Here is an 18,248-nt window from a genome sequence, read left to right as displayed (position 1 = left end):
GCACAAAGAGAAGGGAATGAGAAGAAAATGAGGATGAACTTGAAGGCTAATATTGGCATGCGTAACACGATGCATTAAGAAAGGTAAGTCCTCATCATCTTAAATAAGCCACTCAAACATCTGTAATACCTTCCAAAATGCCAATTAACGTAACAGCAAACCCTCTTTTTATATTTTACGTAAAATCAAAGTAACTAATTGAATCAAAATAGGAACTCGGCTATGGTTTATGCATCAATAAAAATAAATTAAAAACGAGTTACTCTACAGCCTCGTTATGTGTATGAATGGAGTTTGGCATGGATGAATCAGCTTGGAATCACTTTGCTAAGTTATGTGCGCCTAAATTTAGCGAGTGCACATTTAAAGATGAGCTATTGGTTAAGTGCAGTGGAGACGAAAAATTAGCAGCTGTTATCTTTTATCAAACGCAGTTAAATGCTCTCAAATGGATGAATAAAAGTATTCCTGCCCTAGGTAATAAAACACCATTAAAAAGTGTATTAACACAACCATCTAAGTTAAAGTCGGTTTTGATTTCTATGGCGTAAAATACACATAACACATATGAGCCTTAACTCTGTCAATAGGCAATAGTGTTTTTTTTGACCGTTTTTATAAATTGACGGTCAATTAAAAATCAATAAACAAATTCGTTTACTTCGTCTGTCGATGCGGCTGTTAAGCAACTAGCTTACGCAAGGCTTTAGCTGAATTAAAAGCCTGCTTGATTTAAATTAACAGCTCTTTCATTTTTTACTTGCCACTTGCCACTTGCCACTTGCCACTTGCCACTTGCCACTTGCCACCTGCTCTCGCTCTAGCAGCTTTTTATTTATTCGGGTATCATCTGCGCAACTTTGATTATCAGTTGCTATTTATGACCACGTTAAGTGCCAAGGAAAATATTCAAGCCATTGTTAAGGCGATTAAAGCTGAAGAAGCCAAGCTTCGTCAAAAGCATCCGTTATTAGCCCATCAAAATACTATCGGGATGGCTATTTTATTATTATCACTCGGTGCGTTAATTGGCGTTGGCGCGCTTTATTACTTTGCTATTATCCCCGCGTGGTTATGTATTATTTTAGCGGCCATTGCTGCGTCAATTTCCCACGAGCTTGAACACGACCTGATCCATAAACAGTATTTTAGTAACCAGCCATTTTTACATAATTTTATGATGCTAACGGTGTGGCTAATGCGGCCTAATACAATCAGTCCGTGGTATCGCCGTAAAATGCATTTACACCACCATAAAGTATCGGGCACTGAACAAGATTTAGAAGAGCGATTAGTGGGTAACGGTATTAAAAACCCATTGCTTCGAGCCTTAGTTATCGTTGATGGTTTGCTTGGCCTTTTAGTTAATGCAAAACGTTTTAGTAAAGAAATTAAAGGCTTTAGCTTTTTGAAAGTGTTTAATGCTGGTTTCCCGGTAACTACCGCGTACTTTGCAATTTTATACAGTGTTATTGTGTTTCACTTGGTTAATTTATTTGTGCCACTGGCAGCAAGCTCGCCAGAGTTTGTGCTAGATATTATGGCAGTGTTTGAGTTTTTAATGGTGGTATTGGTTGTACCTAATATTGTGCGCTCTAGTTCGCTTAACTTTGTTACTTCATCAATGCATTATTATGGTGGCGTTAATAACATGCTGGAACAAACCCATGTTTTAACGAGTCGTTTGTTTGCACCATTTAACTTATTTTGCTTTAACTTTGGTCATACCCATACTATTCATCATTTTGTGCCAAACCAGCCGTTTTATTTACGCCAAATGATCAGCAAGAAAGTGCTTGAGGTAATGAAAAAACACGGTGTTCGCTTTAATGATTTTGCCAGTATCAAACAGGCAAATCGTTATCAGGCTTCTTAATACCTAGGTGCAAATTACTAATTGACCTCAAGCTAAGTTAAGGTTTTAAGGTTGTTATCTAACTCAATATTTAGATAACAACTATGAACCTTAATCAAATCACTTTACCTGTCACTGACATCGAAAAAGCAAATCAATTTTACTTGGCTATGGGCTTTACACAAATTGTAAAAACGGATCATTACTCACGTTTTGAATGCGCTAATAAAGCCACATTTTCTTTGTTATTAACCGATGATGCGTTCAGTAATGGCGCGGTTATATACTTTGAAAGCGAAGAACTAGAAAAGTGGGTTGTCTCCTTAAAAGCTAAGGGCTTTGAGTTTGAATCAGCGATCACCGAGCAGCGTTACTTATGGCGAGAAACGGTGTTAAAAGACCCATCAGGCAATAAAATTAAACTTTATTGGGCGGGATGTAATCGGCTGAATCCACCTTGGCGAGTTGAAATTATAGATTGATCGTATTTTTGCTCTATCGGGTATAAAGGTATTTTGCAAAAGAGTCTGTTATGTTTGATAGTGGCCAAGTGTCTAGAATCATCGAGATGGCGTGGGAAGATCGCACGCCATTTGAAGCAATCGAAAGTCTATATGGTTTAAATCATTCTCAGCTAGTTAATTTTATGCGCGACAATATCTCATCGGGTTCGTTTAAAGTATGGCGTAAGCGCCATGCTGGCCGCACAACAAAACATTTAAAATTACGCAATCCCGCTATTATGCGCAGCCACTGTAAAACCCAGTATAAAAACCGTTAATGGCATGAAAAGAGTGTTGAATATAGCCTGTTATTTGACGTAAAGTTGCTAATCATTATACGGCTAAAATTTAATTTAGGGATTACTATGCAAATTACCGGACGTTGTCATTGTGGTGAGGTTACTTACCACGCCGAAGTCGATGAAGATAAAGTAATAAACTGCCATTGCACGGACTGCCAAATTATCGCAAGTGCGCCATTTCGCACTGTGGTTATATCTCACCCTAATGCGGTGACGTTTACTGCAGCTGCGCCGAAAGAATATATAAAAACAGCCGAAAGTGGTAATAAGCGTGCACAGGGGTTTTGTGGTAATTGCGGCACCTCTTTATACGCCACCTCAGTTGGCGAGGGCGATAAAATTTATGGCTTACGTGTCGGCGCTGTTGAACAGCGTGAGCAACTTATCCCTAAAGCACAAATTTGGTGTCGTTCAAGCCCCACTTGGCTAAAACAGCTAAACAGTATAACTGGCTTTGACACTGTGCCTTAAGCGGTTAACTTTGTTTTTAGATCAAACTATGCATGCGCTAACAGCTTTGCAAAAGATACGTTAGCGCGCATTGCTACATCAATATCTGCTTTTATAGCTAATGAATTAATCACAGTATTTATGTGAGCCACCTCAAATTGTGAATCCAGACATACCGCCAAATGCTCCTGAAGTTGGCTGGTAAAATTATCATCTACTGCCAGCGCGCCTAACTTGATTACTAAAAGACACTGTGGGGAAAGATTGTTATTAACTGTATTTAAGTGAGTTATCTTGGTTTGCTTAATCTGTTGCTCTACCAGTTTGCAGCTATTTGGCAGTTTTTGTAAGCATATTTGTTTAAGCACATTGAGGCTGTTTAATACTCTAGGTTGGCCAATATAACTAACCATGTAAGAAAATGTGCTATTAAGCTCATCAATCGTCAGTCCTTTATCTAGCCCTTCGATTAGTACACTTCTTAGCCTGTATAATTCCCCCATTGCTGCAAGGGCTGCAATAGCGGCAACAAGTGAATATTTTGTGTGATTATTTACTTTAAGCATAATGTCTCTTTAAAGATTAAATTGTTCAAAAGCAAAAATATCGCAATCGGTAAGCGTTATCCTAGGCTGTTTAAAATAGTGTGTAGAGAAGTGAGTTATTAGTGTTTTTAGGGTGATAATGTGTCAGTGCATCGATATGCCTGAGCGAATATTTATTATTACTGATAATTGCAAAATGTGTTTGTTAAAACCAATGTGTTTTTTGCCTAAAACAACAGATCATGCTTGTTATTAATATTTATTATTATGCTTAGTGCTAAGCTTGGACTATAAAATGATGACGTTAATTTAAGACATGATGAGTAACAAACAAATCCTAACAGGATCCGTATTGGCAGTGGCAACACAAGACGGCATTTTTAATACCGAAATAGCAGCATTGACTTTAGTTAGGCGCAGCAAAGTGTCTGAGCCTATGCCATGTGTTTATGGGCTTGGTTTAGGCGTGACAGTGCAAGGGGGGAAGCGCGTTACCTTGGGCGAAGATATTTATGATTATGCAGAAGGGCAAACATTAGTGGCCTCTGTAGATGTGCCAGTTGTTAGCCATATTACCTCTGCCTCTGTGCAGCGACCTTTTTTAGGGTTGCATTTAAGTTTAGACAGTAAAGTACTAGGCCAAGCGGTTGCCAATATGGATTTTAATGATCAATACAACAACACTCGTCAAAGTGCTATGTCGGTGGTGGATGCTGATGACGGTATTTTAGATGCTATTAATAGACTCATTAGGTTACTAAAAGAACCACAGCTGATCCCTTTAGTTGCGCCTTTAATTCAAGAAGAGATTGTTTTTCGATTGTTACAAAGCCCGCATAGTTATCAGTTAAGGCAAATAGTAACTGCGGGATCAGCAAGCCAAAAAATAGCTAAAATTCTCTATTGGCTTAAACAAAATTATAAAGATGATTTTTCGATCGTGGATTTAGCTGCTGAGGCACATATGAGTGAGTCAACATTTCGCCAGCATTTTCGAGAAGTGACTAAACTCAGTCCTTTGCAATATATTAAAAACTTACGCTTACAAGAGGCAAGACAGTTAATGCTGAATCAGCGCCTTGATGCGAATACGGCAGCTTTGCAAGTAGGCTATGAAAGTGCTTCTCAATTTAGCCGTGAGTACACACGATTTTTTGGCCGTCCACCGCTCAAAGATATAAATGCATTGCGTTTAAGCAATGCATTTTTTTAGGCGTGCAGGTTAGCTAGTTTTGCTATTTGTCATGGTGATATTGCGACCACCTAAATAACCAAATATTGCACATAATGCACTGGCAAAGGCGCATAACCACAAGGTGGTTGTCCAATTACCAGAGTAACTATGTAAAGCTCCTGCGATAATAGGCCCTGAGGCGGCAAGTAAGTAACCTAAACACTGCGCCATACCTGAAAGCGATGTGGCTTGTTGGGTATCATGCGTACGTAAGCTAATAAACGACAAACCTAAAATAAAGCAGGCGCCTGAGCAAAACCCTAAGGTTACCGCCCACACACTAGCAAACTCAGGTAAATAAAGCAGCCCAAGAGAGCATGTAGCAGCGATTAATGCTAACAAGCTGGTTAAAATTCGTTGATCTTTAAGCTTTGCTAACAGCGGGATTAAGATAATACCAGGGACTGCTGACGCGACTTGAAAGGCGCCTTGTAGTGCGCCTGCATGCTGAGCTGTATGGCCACCTTCAATCAAAATGCTCGGTAACCAGCCAATCATGATGTAGGTAAAAAATGAGTTTAAGCCAAGCAGTAAAGTAATTTGCCAAGCAAGCGCTTCGTGCCAAACTTTGTTGCTGTTAACACTCGCCAGTAGATCTTTGGTGGGCTTGGTATGTAATTTTAACTGCGGTAGCCAAACAACAATGCTCACTATTGTCAGCAGCCCGTAAGATGCTAAAGCAAGTTGCCAGCCGATATTTTTATATTCAGCCAAAGGAATAATTAGAGCAGCATAACTGCCACCAAAAATACCCATCGCCAGTACATAAGTAGAGGTCATTACCGCCACTTTATGTGGGAAGTCACGCTTAATTAAACTCGGTAACAGCACGTTACCAATTGCGATACCAACACCTATGATAGCGGTGCCTAAATACAACATTGTGACAGAATCAATTAACCGTGACGAAAGCCCTAGGCCAATCAAAATAAGTGCGATAAATAACGATATTTCCAAGCCTTGCTTTTTAGCTAAGCTGGCTGCCATTGGGCTTGCCAGTGCAAAGGCAATTAACGGCAAAGTAGTGAGCATGCCGGCTTGAGAAGGCGTTAAAGCAAAGCTCAAGATAATTTGCTCAAGCACAGGCGCAATGCCTGTAACCGGCGCGCGTAAGTTAGCAGCAATAAAGATAATGCCTAAAATTAAAATAGCAGAAGAAAAAGTAGTTCTTTTAATGGCAGTTGAGTTCAAAACTAAAATCATCAATAACAAAGAGGGAGCGCAATTATAACTCAGCACTCGTGACGTAGATATTAAATGGGATGAATAGACCTTTATTCAAAAAAATTAACCCCACTTTTTAAAGTCATCCGTTTATAGCCTTAGTGATCCCCATTTGATATACAACAAGGTGACTTTATGAATAACAAAATTAGTAACACCCAACCAATTAATTTGCGTTTAACTGTGTTGAGCCTCGCGGTGATAGTGGGGTTAGCTGGCTGTGAGCAAAGTGCGCAACGTGAGGTTAATGAACAACAAGCTCAAAAAAACAGTGCAGAAAAGACTGACCAAAATGATGAACAGCAATTAGAGTTACAAGTGCAAACAAAGCAGAGGCAAAACGCCATAAGTTATGCAGCAATGTCTCAAAGAATGCCTCAAGCAATACCTCAAGCAATGCCGCAAGGGATGATGGATGCAAGTGTTGCTATGCAGCGGCCGATATTACAGCCGGTGCCGCCAGCCCCATTTGATGACGTAGTCTTTGAGTCAGAGCAAGATCGTGAAAATTATTTAAAATCTCAGCAGAACCCGGTTAAACAAACTGTCACTGAGCCGGTATCTACTTTCTCAATCGATGTAGACACCGGCAGTTACAGTAATACTCGTAGAATGTTAAATATGGGGCAGCTGCCGCCAAGTGATGCGGTACGCGAAGAAGCTTTTATTAACTATTTTGATTATGACTACAGTGCGCCTGAAACTATCAGCACACCGTTTAAGGTGCATACTGAGGTTGCAACGGCGCCTTGGAATGAGCATCGCCAATTACTTAAAATTGGCATTAAGGGTTTTGAAATTGAAAAAGCTGATTTAAAAGCGGCGAATTTAGTGTTTTTACTGGATGTATCTGGCTCTATGAATGCGCCAAATAAGTTACCCTTATTAAAAACCAGTTTAACCATGCTAACTAAGCAATTGGATGAAAATGATTCTGTTGCCATTGTGGTGTATGCCGGAGCCGCAGGTGTGGTATTGCCTGCAACCAAAGGTAATGATCAACAAGCTATCAGCGCAGCGTTAGATAAACTGGCCGCAGGCGGTTCAACAAATGGCGAGCAAGGTATAGAGCTTGCGTATCAAATAGCACAGCAGAACTTTAAAAAAGAGGGTATTAATCGGGTGATTTTAGCCACTGACGGCGACTTTAATGTAGGCATGCAATCAGTTGATGAACTCAAAGAGCTGGTGGCTGCAAAGCGCAAAACGGGCGTTGCACTGACCACACTTGGCTTTGGCCAAGGTAACTATAATGATGGCTTAATGGAGCAACTCGCTAATATTGGCAACGGCCAACATGCGTATATTGATAACATTAACGAAGCACGAAAAGTGCTGGTTGATGAGCTTAGTAGTACCATGCAAATTATTGCCAAAGATGTCAAAATTCAGGTGGAGTTTAATCCTCAGCAGGTCGCTGAGTACCGGTTAATTGGTTATCAAAACCGTATGCTTGCCAGTGAAGACTTTAATAACGATAAGGTTGATGCCGCAGAGCTCGGAGCTGGGCACACCGTAACTGCGCTGTATGAAATAACTTTAGCGGATTCTGAGCATAAACAAATAGATGAACTGCGTTATCAGTCTGAAATAAACGAGAAACAGACGACAAGAAATGAGTTGGCGTTTGTCAAAGTCCGTTATAAAGAGCCTGACGCCGAGCAAAGCAAGTTGCTGACTCAAGCTATTAGCAATGACAAAATTCAGCCTTTATCGCAAGCCAGTTTCGACTTTAAATTTGCCGCGGCAGTGGCTGGTTTTGCCCAGTTATTAAAAGGTGCAAAATATACAGGAGACTGGCAGTATGAAGATTGCGCTAAATTGGCAACTACTAACAAAGGCATAGACACATTTGGCTATCGTAGTGAGTTTGTGCAACTCGTTAATAATGCCGCGGCATTGTAATTAGGACATTATGACAGAACTAGCTGATGAGCAATTAATGTTGAGTTATGGGCAAGGCGATGTACAGGCTTTTACCCAGCTGTACCTGCGCCATAAAAATAGCTTATATCGTTATTTTTTACGCCAGTGTGCAAGCGTGCAAGTGGCTGAAGAGCTCTATCAAGAAGTCTGGAATAAGCTAATAAAAGCGCGCTCACAGTATCAAGTGAGCGCCAAATTTACTACTTGGCTGTATCGTATTGCCCACAATGAATTGATTGATCATTACCGCCGCACTGGTACACAAAACAAATGGCTTGAGAGCGATAATCAAGACATTGAAATTACCGAATTTGCTGATCATAACAATCAATCAGATACTAAAAAACTTGAGCTGGAGCAACAAGCAGCGCAGTTAAAAGTATGCCTAGCGCAATTGCCCCGAGAGCAAAAAGAAGCGTTTTTACTCAAACACGAAGCTGATTTTACCCTCAAAGAAATTGCCGAATTAGTGGTAGAAACAACTGAAAATATCAAAAGCCGCATTCGTTACGCGCAAGCCAAGCTAAAGCATTGTATCAAGTATAAATTGGAGACTAACAATGAGCGATAAGTTAACCAGCGACGATATTGCTTCACTTTATAAGCATGGTGCAACGGAGCAACCAAGCGTACAACTTGATGAACGAATATTAAAACGCGCAGCAGATGACATGACTGCTAATAAAGTAACCCCAATTCATAAATCTAAGCGCTTTTATCAAACTTGGTATGGGCAATTATCTACTGCGGCATCACTGGTGTTAGTTGCCGTTTTATATGTGCAAAATACCGATCAGTATCTTAGTCCGTCAGAGACAATCAAAGAGCGGCAAATTTTAAACGATGAACAAAACGCTACAGCACCAGAGGCTGCGTTTGAAATAATGCCAAGCGAAGCGCAAGAGCAAGCTCCAACTCAAACAATGCAATTAAAACAAACCCAGCAGCGTCAACGTAGTGAAAAAATGGTTGGAAGGCAATTTGAAGCACAAAGCATGGCAGCTAAAAGTGAGCTTTTAGCAGAACTTGAAATTATCACCGCAGAGGTGGCGAATAAATTTAAGCGCATAGATACATTGATTGCTGATGGTGAAACAACCGCCGCTAAAGCTCAGCTTGTTGAATTATTAGCAGCGCACCCCGAACTCAAGGTGCACTTAAATGAGCAATATAAACAGCTATTACAGTAAAATATAATCTGTTTATGTTCGCTATATGGCGAACTCAAGCTAGGTAGCTACCAAGCGTAACTTGCTGAGAACATAATATTACGTGGTCTCCCTGGAAAATAACGGTCGCCAGTAAAGCTGGTGTAATCGGCGCGTTCAGCATAAGCGGCATCAAATAGATTATTAATGCGTGCTGTTAACTTTAGTTGCTCAGTGACTTGCCAAGCCCCGCGTAAATTAATTAAATCATGGCCGTCATAGCTGTGTAGGTTTTCAGGGTCGGTAAAATAATCACTAACATGATGCCATTCAATCGCAGCGAGGGTGTTATTGGTGACTTGCCAGTTAGCTTGGAAGTTGGCGATATTACGTGGTGCTGTGTCTATATCGTTACCGTTAATGTTTACTCCAGATAAAACTTGGTTATAGTCGTAGGTGTGCACCGCATGGCTTGCAGCAAGGGCCAGTTGAAGCGACTGGGTAAGTTGATAATCCAGCTCAAGTTCAATACCTCGGTGCTGGGTTTGGCCATCATTAATGGTAAAAAAGTCACTGTCGCGAAAGATCACGTTTTGTTTATTCATCGCATACGCAGAGACCACATAGTGCAGTTGTTGGTATTGCCCTTTGAGGCCCACTTCTAGATTGTCTGCGGTTTCAGGTTCTAGATCAGCCACTTGTTGTTCGCGCTGTAGCTGGTAAAGTTCAGCCGCTTGCGGCGCACGGTAACCGCGAGATAGGTTTGCATATAAATAATTATCGTCACTGAGTTGATAACTCAGGCCAAGCTTTGGCGAGGTGTTGGTAAATTTATTTTCGCCACTTGGCGGGCGCGAGTAACGACAACCGCCAAATCCACATTCGTTGCCATTCTCGTTAGTGCGACCAGCCAGCATATTATTGGTGTAGTCGTAATCAAGCTGCTCAAAGCGTGCGCCTAAACTGATAGCGAGTTGCTGCCATTGCCAATCAAGGCTAATAAAAGGCGCGATAAGCGTACTATTTACATCGTAATCGTAATGCTTACCTTGGGGTACTGTAGCGACTAAAAATGCTGAACCTTGGGTTGGCTCATCTTGATATTGGAGAAAGTCAGCACGGGTATATTCGCTGTCTAGCCCTAAATTAATAGTTAATTCGTTTGAATACACATGTTGCCAAAGTGATTGAATACCAACGCCGTTTTGGCTGTTTTCTTCAAGCGGTGTGCCCGGCAAAAAGTGCTTAAAAAAGGTCATGCTCTGGTTGCGAACATAAGGAGTAATGGTGAGCGTATTTTTCTCGGTTTGCCACTGCACCTTTGACCAAAGCCGAAATGAGCGGGCTTTTCTAAATGCATCAGGGTCAAAATTTTGCTGGGCTATTTCATCGTCTTTATAACTTTCAAAGCCTTCAATAAATCCGGCAGTTTTTTGATCTAAGTGGGTGTAACTAAGCCCAGTAGTAATAGCGAGGTCATCATTTGTATAACGATGACGTAAGTTGAGTTTTTCTTGGTCGACGCTTTCATCATCACGGTAGCCGCTATCGCGAGTGACACTGGCATTGATACCAAATCCTTGGTTGCCTAAATCTTTTCCGCTACGCAATTTGAACCGGTTGTAACCGTAAGAGCCTAAATCAACGCCGAGTAAGTGCTCATCATAAGTGGTATCTGGTGTGATCACATTAATCACGCCATGTACTGCATTGGAGCCGTAAAGGGCGGAGCCTGGGCCTTTTAAAACTTCAACGCGCTCGGCCATTTCAGTGTGGGCTTCAAATAACTCATTGATATTACAAAAGCCTGCAGCACGCAGTGGAATACCATCTTCAGCCGTTAAGATCCCACCGCATGCGCCAGCCCCAGAAAGTACAGGGGAGCGCAGTGCGGGCAAATATTCTTGACCATTGCCATGTTGTACATTGGCACCAGCGACTTGCTTTAATACTTGCTCGATATGGGTCGGTGCGATTAAATCTAACTGCGCTTTAGTGATACTGCTTATTACTAAAGGTAGCGGATCGGCGCTAACGTCAACCCGAGACGCTGTGGTGGTAATGCGTTCAATGTTGGGGTTTTGTTGCTGACTTAACCCTTCACAGCTTATAAGTAACAACGGGATTGCAATTAATGAGCGCATTATTTTTCCTAAGCAATTGAATTATTTAATCGAGCGTAAAGGTAACAACTCTTATTCCTAGAGGCAATCATCATAAGGTGAATTGCTGCGTAACGCGGCATTGCTGAACAAACACCTCATCGTGGCTGACTAAAATAAAGCTGCCAGTAAAGTCAGCCAAATTTTGCGCAAGATGTTGTTTGTTTGCCAAGTCTAGATGGTTATCGGGTTCATCGAGTAACAGTAAATAGTCTGCGGCATTTTGCGCGGCAATTAGCATCGCTAACTGCATGCTCTCGCCACCGCTGAGTTGGTTTATTCGTCGATATACATCATCGCCTTTGAAACCAATATTCGCCAGTAAGTGCCGTATTGCTTGTAGTTTAAGGTGGCAGTGTGCCTCTAACGCTTTTACTAAACTGTGACTAGCGGTTAAAAAAGAGCAATGTTGGTCAATATAAAGTACCTTACTGTTTAATTGAATGGCCGCTGATACGCATGATTTTGTAGATTCACTAATCATCCTCAGTAGCGTTGATTTACCTGAGCCATTTGGCCCTGCAATATGTAATTTATCACCACTGTTAATTTGTAAGGTCACAGGATTTTTACTACAACCATAGGGTAAGCAAAGCTTATCAATAAACAGTAAGCGTTTATTGCTGGTGGGTTGGCTGAACTTTAACTTTCGTTCAATATTATCTGGCAGTTGCTGTTTTAGCTGTTGTTGCTTTTTGGCTAACGCATCAAACTTTGCTGAAGCTAAGCGCTCATTAGCGCCTTTACTTGCCTGCGCACTATTTTTGTTAAAATCTAACATGACTTTAGGTTGACTGGCACTGCTGCGGTGTTTATTACCTTGTGCGGCTCTTTGTTGTGCTTTTTCATGGTTAATTTGGGTTTGCTGTTGGTGCCTTTTTTGCTCTTTTGCTAAGTGATTTATTTGTTTAACGAGCGCCATTTGTTGCAGCGATTTTTGTTGGCAAAAATGCTGATAGTTACCGGTTTCGTAATGGCTACCAAGGTTGTTTAACTCAATGATAGCGTCGCAGTGATCAAGTAATAAACAATCATGGCTAACAATTACTACTTGGCCTTTAAACGCATGCAATTGTGTAATTAACCACAGCTTTGCTGCTTGGTCTAAATGATTACTTGGTTCATCTAAAATCAGTAAATCAGGCTGTGCTTGCAATGCACAATAGAGCGTTAAACACCGCTGCTGGCCGGGGCTCAAATGGCTAACCGGGGTCGCTAATGGCGCTTTAATAGCTAAGCTTAACAGCTGTTGTTGATAATTTTGCTCACATAACCAATCGTCGCCTACCAATGCAAAATCAGCCTCAGCAATGCTCCCGTGACTAATACGTGCAAGAGCTGCCAACTTTTTATCTATCCCTAACAGTTGGGCAATGGTGTTAGTTGAGTCTTGTAAATAATGATCACTTAATTGCAGTTGTGTCACGATTAAACGCGTGCCGCTAAACTCAACATGTCCGGTACTCGGTTGTTGTTGGTTTGCCAATATACTCACCAATATTGATTTTCCGCTGCCATTAGCGCCGATAATCGCGGTGAGCTTTTCGTTGATTGAAAAGTTAAGCTGGTTAAATTGTACATGGCCATCAGGGTGTTGATAGCTTAAATTGTGGATGTGTAATGACTGCATAATGCCTCTGGAGTCAGCAGGGCATGGCGCGCAAAGCAATTAAAATTAACGAGCTATCGTTAAATTGATAGCAAGAGATATGACGAATTTTGCGCCCACTAACCCTGTAAATTCAAAAAATAAAAACGAATTTCAACAGGTGTTAGTTATTCATTAATGCGCAAACTCCAATAAGGTAAGTGAGTAAATAGTATACGAATATATCGTGAGTTGTCAGCCTATTTTTATTATTTTTTTGTTTTACTGCATTTTTATTTTTCTTTTGAATAAAGCTAACTAATTGTTTGTTAAAACACAAAACTGTAAGTGCTCACTATCTTTACAATGTTTACAATTCCTTTCATATTTCATTCAGGCAGACTTGTTAGGCTTTAGCTATTCACACAGATTATGCTAGGAAGTAACGATGAATAAATTAATCCCCTTGTCTTTGGCTGTACTTGGTTTGGGCCTATTACCGTTTGCAGCAAGCGCTAAGCACGAGCGCGAACATGACCGTTATGAACACCGCCACGAGCATCGTCATGAGCATAAAAAGCACAGTAAAAAGCATCATAAAAAATATTATAAAAAACACCGTAAGTCTGCATACTATAAACAGTTGCCGCCGGGTTTATACAAGAAAGTAGGCTACGGGCATGGTTTGCCGCCGGGTTGGTACAAGAAATATCATCGTGGCGATCGCCTTGATAGAGATATTTATCGTCGAGGTCGAGTGATAGAGCGCCATGACCGAAAGGGCCTAGTTTTATTGCAAGTTGATGATCAACTGATCCATTTAGTGCATGACACTCGAGAGATCCTTTCGATTGTCACTCGTCACTAAATTTTTACAAAGCCACAATTGAGTGCTGGATTATTTACCTTACTTCATAACATGTTCAGTCATTATTGCTATTCTTTAAATGAGTTAAATAGGGAGTAAAATTATGAAAGCACTGATATCCATGGCTTTGCTTGGTTTAGTACTTTGCAGCGGCGCAGCTGTTGCAAAAAGTGATAACCATGACAAAGACAAAAATAAAGGCAAAGGAAGCTTACCACCAGGGTTGCAAAAGAAAGTTGATAATGGTGGTCAATTGCCTCCTGGTTGGCAAAAAAAATACCATAAAGGTGATAGGTTAGATGATGATATTTATCGTCATGGTCGAGTTATCAAACCGATAGACCGTGATGGTCGTATTACCATTGAAATCGACGATACCATCATCCATATGGTGCATGACACTCGCGAAATTTTGTCGATTTTAAGTCGCTATTAGTAATAACTAGTGTATAAAAAATACTAGCCAATATTGCTGTTGGCTAGTACTTCTAATGGTTATTTTAAAGTGCTAAAGTTCTTCTTTAAGGAATTATAAAAAGAATAACTAATTACTATGCACACTTTTATTAAAACGCATTTTCATCTTAAAACACTTATTAGTCTCGTTTTGCTCACCTCAATTGGTAGCGCCTCTGCGAATAGCGCTTTTGAAAAAGGTGTTGTTGAAAAAACGTATACACCAGCACAAATTATTGAGAATAAAAATGAAAGCTTTCCAAAAAGTTATAGCGGGTCACGGCTAGAAGGTTGGGCTTTACTCTCTTACGTGGTTGCTAAAGATGGATCAGTTAATGATATTGAAGTGATCAGTCACTCGGCTGTTGTAGATACTCAAGCTGAAGCGCAGCGCTATTTAAATAACTTAGTTTTTAGCTCAGCAATCAAGGGTGAACAAGCTGTTGAGAGTGGTTATTTATTTACTTATCAAGCGGGTAAATATTTTACTGGTTATGCTAATGATAAAGCGAGCCGAGGCTTTATCAGTGGCTATGATGACGTTAACACTTTAATTAAAGAGAAAAATTTTAAAGAGGCTGAACTTGAACTCGCACAGCTTTTTACTGATCATACTAAAAATACCGCAGAGCAAGCTTTGTTTGCATGGCTAAAAAGCCAGTTTTACTATTTTCAGCAACAGTGGCAAGGTTTTGATGAACAAGTAAAAGTCGCCTATTTGTTACGTGCGCAATTACCAACAGATCTTCATTATACTGTGGTAAAAAGTGCGTTGCAGTGGTTTATTTATAAGCAAGATTTTTACCTAGCGTACAACGCAATAAACTCCCTTGGGAAGATTGAAGGTAAAGTATTTACTAATGAAAATAAGCTCGCTACGACAAAACAAGTTGATGAGCTATTAGCTCAAACAACGGTGATAAATACAGAAATTACACTTCATGATCAGCAAGTTGACTATATTTCCTTATCACGCGCTAATATTGTGTTAGAAAATGCTCAAAATCTGGAGCTAGTTGAGCTTAGATGTGCAAATCAAGTGGTTAAGTTTAGCCCATCAAAACAGATAGCGTATGCGGTTGATCCCGCTAGCAGACGATGCGGTTTATTACTTAAGTCTAGAAAATCCGAGCAGATCACGTTAACTCAAACGGGTGAAATAATAGTTGGTTTGTCAGACTATTAATGATCGGCAATACTTATTGTGAGAATTAGCGAGGAATATAATTTCCTTACTAATTCTCATCCTCTTGCACTGCATAACGCCAGCCTTTAAAGACTAAGCGACTTGCTGAGCCTGAAGAACCGTTATTACCAGTGCTTACATTACCTAGTGCGGTATCGTAGTGAATACCGCCGGCACCTGATACATTTACCGTGTTACCTAACACTGAGCCTTTAAAGCCAACTGCCGAATTTATTTCAACATGACTATTGGGTGCGTAAATAACGGCGTAAACTTGCTCAGTGCCACCAGAAAAGCTCACGCCAGTACCAGCACCGGCATAATTGCTATAAATGCTAAACACTGGTTTGCCTTGCGCTGTAATACCATTTGCGGGAGTATAAACTTGCGCACCGCCACCAACGTTAAACTTACCCTGAATTATGATAGTTAAGCTGCTTTGCTCTGGGATAGTCAGCGAGCTTGCCCCATCCATTGTAAAATCACCTTGTACAAAAAGAGTGGCGTGGTGGTTTTCTTTAACCGTTAAATGACCTTTAATGCTGATATTATCAAAATAAATAATCTCAGTTGGTTTTTCTAAAAAGCGCGTTGATTGCGCGGTTATATCGCCATCGGGTGTGCTTGCATTATCAACTAAAAACTCTGCTTTGCTAGTGTGTAGTTGCAGATGATCGCCTTTGCCTGAGCCACTAATGTATAAATCTTGGTAGTTATTTACTGGATCATCTAAGTCATTGATCGCGTGGTCGATACTCAGTGGATCGCAACTCGTAGTACCACTGGCAGCGCCATCGTCAGCAAAGTCTATTTTTTTCACTGGCGTAATGGTATCAATCACCAGTGGTGGGGACGTTTTATAAGGTGCGCGGTTATACTCAGGGGTTTCACCAGTAAAGCGGCCTTTACCTAAATAACGTAAATCATCGTTGCTAATTGTGCTGCCCCATTGGGTAAGTGCAACATCGCCTAATACCCTGACACCACCGCTGACGGTGCCACCTGTTTGACTATAATTGCCATGGCTTTGCACGCCGCCTAAAATAGTCGGTTGGTTAACCGTAGTATCACCTTGGCTAAGTACTTTGCCATCAATTGTGTTACCTGTGATATCAATATTAGCACCCGATGTAACATTACCACCGACATAAGTTTGTTTTAGAGTAATATCCCCATTTGCCTGAATATTGCCAGCGACGCTGCCACTTTGTTGGCTGTAATAGAGATACGCCGTTACATCGCCACCAATTTTGCTATTGTTTGGTAAACTTAAATAGCCATTCGAATGTACGTTACCACTGATATCGGCAGAGCCAGTAAGTTTAATACTATTGGAGGCAATTACATCACCAAAAATTTTCCCATTGCCTGATAAAACAATGGTGCTATCCCCATCCAAAGTTTGTACAAAAGCTTGTTCGCTAATATTTTGGCTACCATCACTAAGGCTTGCGTTGTAATCGCCCAATGATGAATCATAACTGTCGATTTTACCGCTACCGCTGAGACTGATACCTGAGCAGCCGGTGATCCCTGGTGAAAATGGCGATTTACCAGTCTTGCCTGGTGTTTGCACAAATTCAAAAATAGCTTCTAAATTAGCTTCGCCCTCAAAGCGGTTACCTGTGCTGGCAATCACTAATTCACCATTTTTATTCACGGTCAAATTGGCATTAAATGCAGTGTCAGCTAGTTCACCAGTGCCATTAATATGGGCGCTTTGATTTACTAAATCTTCTAAACTTTGTGTTGGATCATTGAGTAACTGTTGGTTGAGTTGCTGCATACTTGCGTACACACCTTTTTCAGCCATTAAGCGGGCATTGATCTGCTTTTGATAATTACCGCTGAGGCGCTCTTGAATAATTGTGTCACGCAGTGAACTTAGGACCACCAAAGTTGCCATTGAGGTGAGTATTAACACCGTAATAAGGGTAAAGCCTTTTGAGTTCTTCATTAAGCACAGCCCTGTGGTTGTTCACTAAGCCAGCTTTGGCCGCTAGGTAAAATACACAGTTGCATATCAGCGGTGCTGCTATCATGATCGGTTACTGTGATTTGATAAGCTTTGTTTAGCTCTCCCTTTGCTGATACGCTCAAAGTTGGTAAATCGATAGTAATGCTTGCATGTTGAATCGTAAATTCCTGTAATGTCGTGGTAATGCCATCTATATGAGTCGTTGCCAGCCAGTGATCGGGCTTAGCCTGTAATTTCACGGTTTGATTGCGTTTAACCGCTTCACTGCGTGAGTATTTATAGACGCTTTGCAACTGATTAGCATGAGTAACAAGGCGATCATGTTTGATAAACGTCATATAGTTGGGTGCCGCAAGCAATGCCATAATACTAATAACGGCAACCACTATCATCAGTTCTAGTAAAGTAAAGCCGCGCATTAGCCATTCCAACAGTTATCAGTTTGAGCTGTTTGCTGGCCACTGTGATTAATTGTTAACGTACCGCAACTATCAGCTGCTTTAGGTGTAGCGGTTAATTTATAAGTAATATTATCTGATCTATAGTTAAATTTATAGTATTCAGTATCTTGTGCCGAAAAACCCTCCGGATAAGCACCGTTTCGGCTATAGCTACGCTCTAATATGGCGCTGTTTTGGATCATGACTTGTTGAATATCTGCACGGCGGGCTTTTAGCATATACTCGTTATATCTAGGCATCGCAACGCTAAACAAAATGCCTAAAATAGCAATAACTATGATCAGCTCAACTAAAGTGAAGCCGTTTTGTTGAAAATAACGATAACTGCGCATAATGGGGGAAACACCTAAAAAGTTCGACAC

The 18,248-nt window shown here is 40.8% G+C and carries 19 protein-coding genes; 12 read left to right on the top strand and 7 right to left on the bottom strand.

The features are described 5' to 3' along the window. Nucleotides 1–299: 299 nt before the first annotated feature. From V7783_RS19085 to V7783_RS19065, 5 genes are all read left to right on the top strand, one after another. Nucleotides 300–551, top strand: a complete 252-nt coding sequence (locus V7783_RS19085) for a hypothetical protein (RefSeq protein WP_335680081.1) — start codon at nucleotides 300–302, stop codon at nucleotides 549–551. Between the two features lie 329 nt (nucleotides 552–880). Continuing rightward, nucleotides 881–1,876, top strand: a complete 996-nt coding sequence (locus V7783_RS19080) for a fatty acid desaturase (protein ID WP_335680080.1) — start codon at nucleotides 881–883, stop codon at nucleotides 1,874–1,876. An 83-nt stretch (nucleotides 1,877–1,959) separates the two neighbouring features. Continuing rightward, nucleotides 1,960–2,337: a VOC family protein gene (locus V7783_RS19075; RefSeq protein ID WP_335680079.1), complete on the top strand. Its 378-nt coding sequence runs from the start codon at nucleotides 1,960–1,962 to the stop codon at nucleotides 2,335–2,337. A gap of 50 nt (nucleotides 2,338–2,387) precedes the next feature. Beyond that, complete coding sequence (locus V7783_RS19070) at nucleotides 2,388–2,636, top strand: TIGR03643 family protein (RefSeq protein ID WP_335680078.1); 249 nt, start codon at nucleotides 2,388–2,390, stop codon at nucleotides 2,634–2,636. 87 nt (nucleotides 2,637–2,723) lie between these two features. Further along, nucleotides 2,724–3,131 (top strand): GFA family protein, encoded by a 408-nt coding sequence (locus V7783_RS19065; RefSeq protein WP_335680077.1) that lies wholly within the window; start codon nucleotides 2,724–2,726, stop codon nucleotides 3,129–3,131. 26 nt (nucleotides 3,132–3,157) lie between these two features. On the opposite strand, the gene V7783_RS19060 is transcribed toward V7783_RS19065, so the two are convergent. Next, nucleotides 3,158–3,676 (bottom strand): carboxymuconolactone decarboxylase family protein, encoded by a 519-nt coding sequence (locus tag V7783_RS19060; protein ID WP_335680076.1) that lies wholly within the window; start codon nucleotides 3,674–3,676, stop codon nucleotides 3,158–3,160. A 337-nt stretch (nucleotides 3,677–4,013) separates the two neighbouring features. Between V7783_RS19060 and V7783_RS19055 the strand changes: the two genes are divergently transcribed. After that, nucleotides 4,014–4,868 carry an AraC family transcriptional regulator gene (locus V7783_RS19055; protein ID WP_335680092.1) on the top strand — a complete coding sequence of 285 codons (855 nt, stop codon included), beginning with the start codon at nucleotides 4,014–4,016 and terminating at the stop codon, nucleotides 4,866–4,868. A 9-nt stretch (nucleotides 4,869–4,877) separates the two neighbouring features. Here V7783_RS19055 and V7783_RS19050 read toward each other — a convergent pair whose 3' ends face one another. Further along, the gene (locus V7783_RS19050; protein WP_335680075.1) at nucleotides 4,878–6,092 is read right to left on the bottom strand and encodes an MFS transporter; all 1,215 of its coding nucleotides are present in this window, start codon (nucleotides 6,090–6,092) and stop codon (nucleotides 4,878–4,880) included. A 156-nt stretch (nucleotides 6,093–6,248) separates the two neighbouring features. Between V7783_RS19050 and V7783_RS19045 the strand changes: the two genes are divergently transcribed. Genes V7783_RS19045 through V7783_RS19035 form a run of 3 tightly spaced genes read left to right on the top strand, consistent with a single transcriptional unit; the run spans nucleotide 6,249 to nucleotide 9,229 of the window. Continuing rightward, entirely contained in the window at nucleotides 6,249–8,018 is a 1,770-nt protein-coding gene (locus V7783_RS19045) for a vWA domain-containing protein (RefSeq protein WP_335680074.1), read from the top strand. A gap of 10 nt (nucleotides 8,019–8,028) precedes the next feature. After that, nucleotides 8,029–8,610: a sigma-70 family RNA polymerase sigma factor gene (locus V7783_RS19040; RefSeq protein WP_335680073.1), complete on the top strand. Its 582-nt coding sequence runs from the start codon at nucleotides 8,029–8,031 to the stop codon at nucleotides 8,608–8,610. After that, nucleotides 8,600–9,229: a hypothetical protein gene (locus V7783_RS19035; protein ID WP_335680072.1), complete on the top strand. Its 630-nt coding sequence runs from the start codon at nucleotides 8,600–8,602 to the stop codon at nucleotides 9,227–9,229. Before V7783_RS19040 ends, V7783_RS19035 begins: the two co-directional genes overlap by 11 nt. Before the next feature lie 47 nt (nucleotides 9,230–9,276). On the opposite strand, the gene V7783_RS19030 is transcribed toward V7783_RS19035, so the two are convergent. Both V7783_RS19030 and V7783_RS19025 read right to left on the bottom strand, forming a co-directional pair. Next, complete coding sequence (locus V7783_RS19030) at nucleotides 9,277–11,331, bottom strand: TonB-dependent receptor (protein ID WP_335680071.1); 2,055 nt, start codon at nucleotides 11,329–11,331, stop codon at nucleotides 9,277–9,279. Nucleotides 11,332–11,401: 70 nt separating this feature from the next. After that, on the bottom strand, nucleotides 11,402–12,979 hold the full coding sequence (locus V7783_RS19025; RefSeq protein ID WP_335680070.1) for an ATP-binding cassette domain-containing protein: 1,578 nt from the start codon (nucleotides 12,977–12,979) through the stop codon (nucleotides 11,402–11,404). Between the two features lie 406 nt (nucleotides 12,980–13,385). Between V7783_RS19025 and V7783_RS19020 the strand changes: the two genes are divergently transcribed. From V7783_RS19020 to V7783_RS19010, 3 genes are all read left to right on the top strand, one after another. Then, nucleotides 13,386–13,805: a hypothetical protein gene (locus V7783_RS19020; protein WP_335680069.1), complete on the top strand. Its 420-nt coding sequence runs from the start codon at nucleotides 13,386–13,388 to the stop codon at nucleotides 13,803–13,805. A gap of 103 nt (nucleotides 13,806–13,908) precedes the next feature. Then, nucleotides 13,909–14,241, top strand: a complete 333-nt coding sequence (locus V7783_RS19015; protein ID WP_335680068.1) for a hypothetical protein — start codon at nucleotides 13,909–13,911, stop codon at nucleotides 14,239–14,241. Between the two features lie 117 nt (nucleotides 14,242–14,358). Continuing rightward, nucleotides 14,359–15,447, top strand: a complete 1,089-nt coding sequence (locus V7783_RS19010; protein WP_335680067.1) for an energy transducer TonB — start codon at nucleotides 14,359–14,361, stop codon at nucleotides 15,445–15,447. 49 nt (nucleotides 15,448–15,496) lie between these two features. Here V7783_RS19010 and V7783_RS19005 read toward each other — a convergent pair whose 3' ends face one another. From V7783_RS19005 to V7783_RS18995, 3 genes are read right to left on the bottom strand one after another with little or no spacing between them, the layout of a single operon-like run. Next, the gene (locus V7783_RS19005) at nucleotides 15,497–17,404 is read right to left on the bottom strand and encodes a DUF7305 domain-containing protein (protein ID WP_335680066.1); all 1,908 of its coding nucleotides are present in this window, start codon (nucleotides 17,402–17,404) and stop codon (nucleotides 15,497–15,499) included. Next, a complete protein-coding gene (locus tag V7783_RS19000; protein WP_335680065.1) occupies nucleotides 17,404–17,844 on the bottom strand; it encodes a GspH/FimT family pseudopilin in 441 nt (146 codons plus the stop codon). Before V7783_RS19000 ends, V7783_RS19005 begins: the two co-directional genes overlap by 1 nt. Beyond that, nucleotides 17,844–18,248 carry a type IV pilin protein gene (locus V7783_RS18995; protein ID WP_335680064.1) on the bottom strand — a complete coding sequence of 135 codons (405 nt, stop codon included), beginning with the start codon at nucleotides 18,246–18,248 and terminating at the stop codon, nucleotides 17,844–17,846. The genes V7783_RS19000 and V7783_RS18995 overlap by 1 nt, the downstream gene beginning before the upstream one ends.

The sequence above is a fragment of the Pseudoalteromonas sp. genome, from assembly GCF_036960685.1.
GTDB lineage: Bacteria > Pseudomonadota > Gammaproteobacteria > Enterobacterales > Alteromonadaceae > Pseudoalteromonas.
This window is presented reverse-complemented; position numbering and strand designations above follow the sequence as displayed.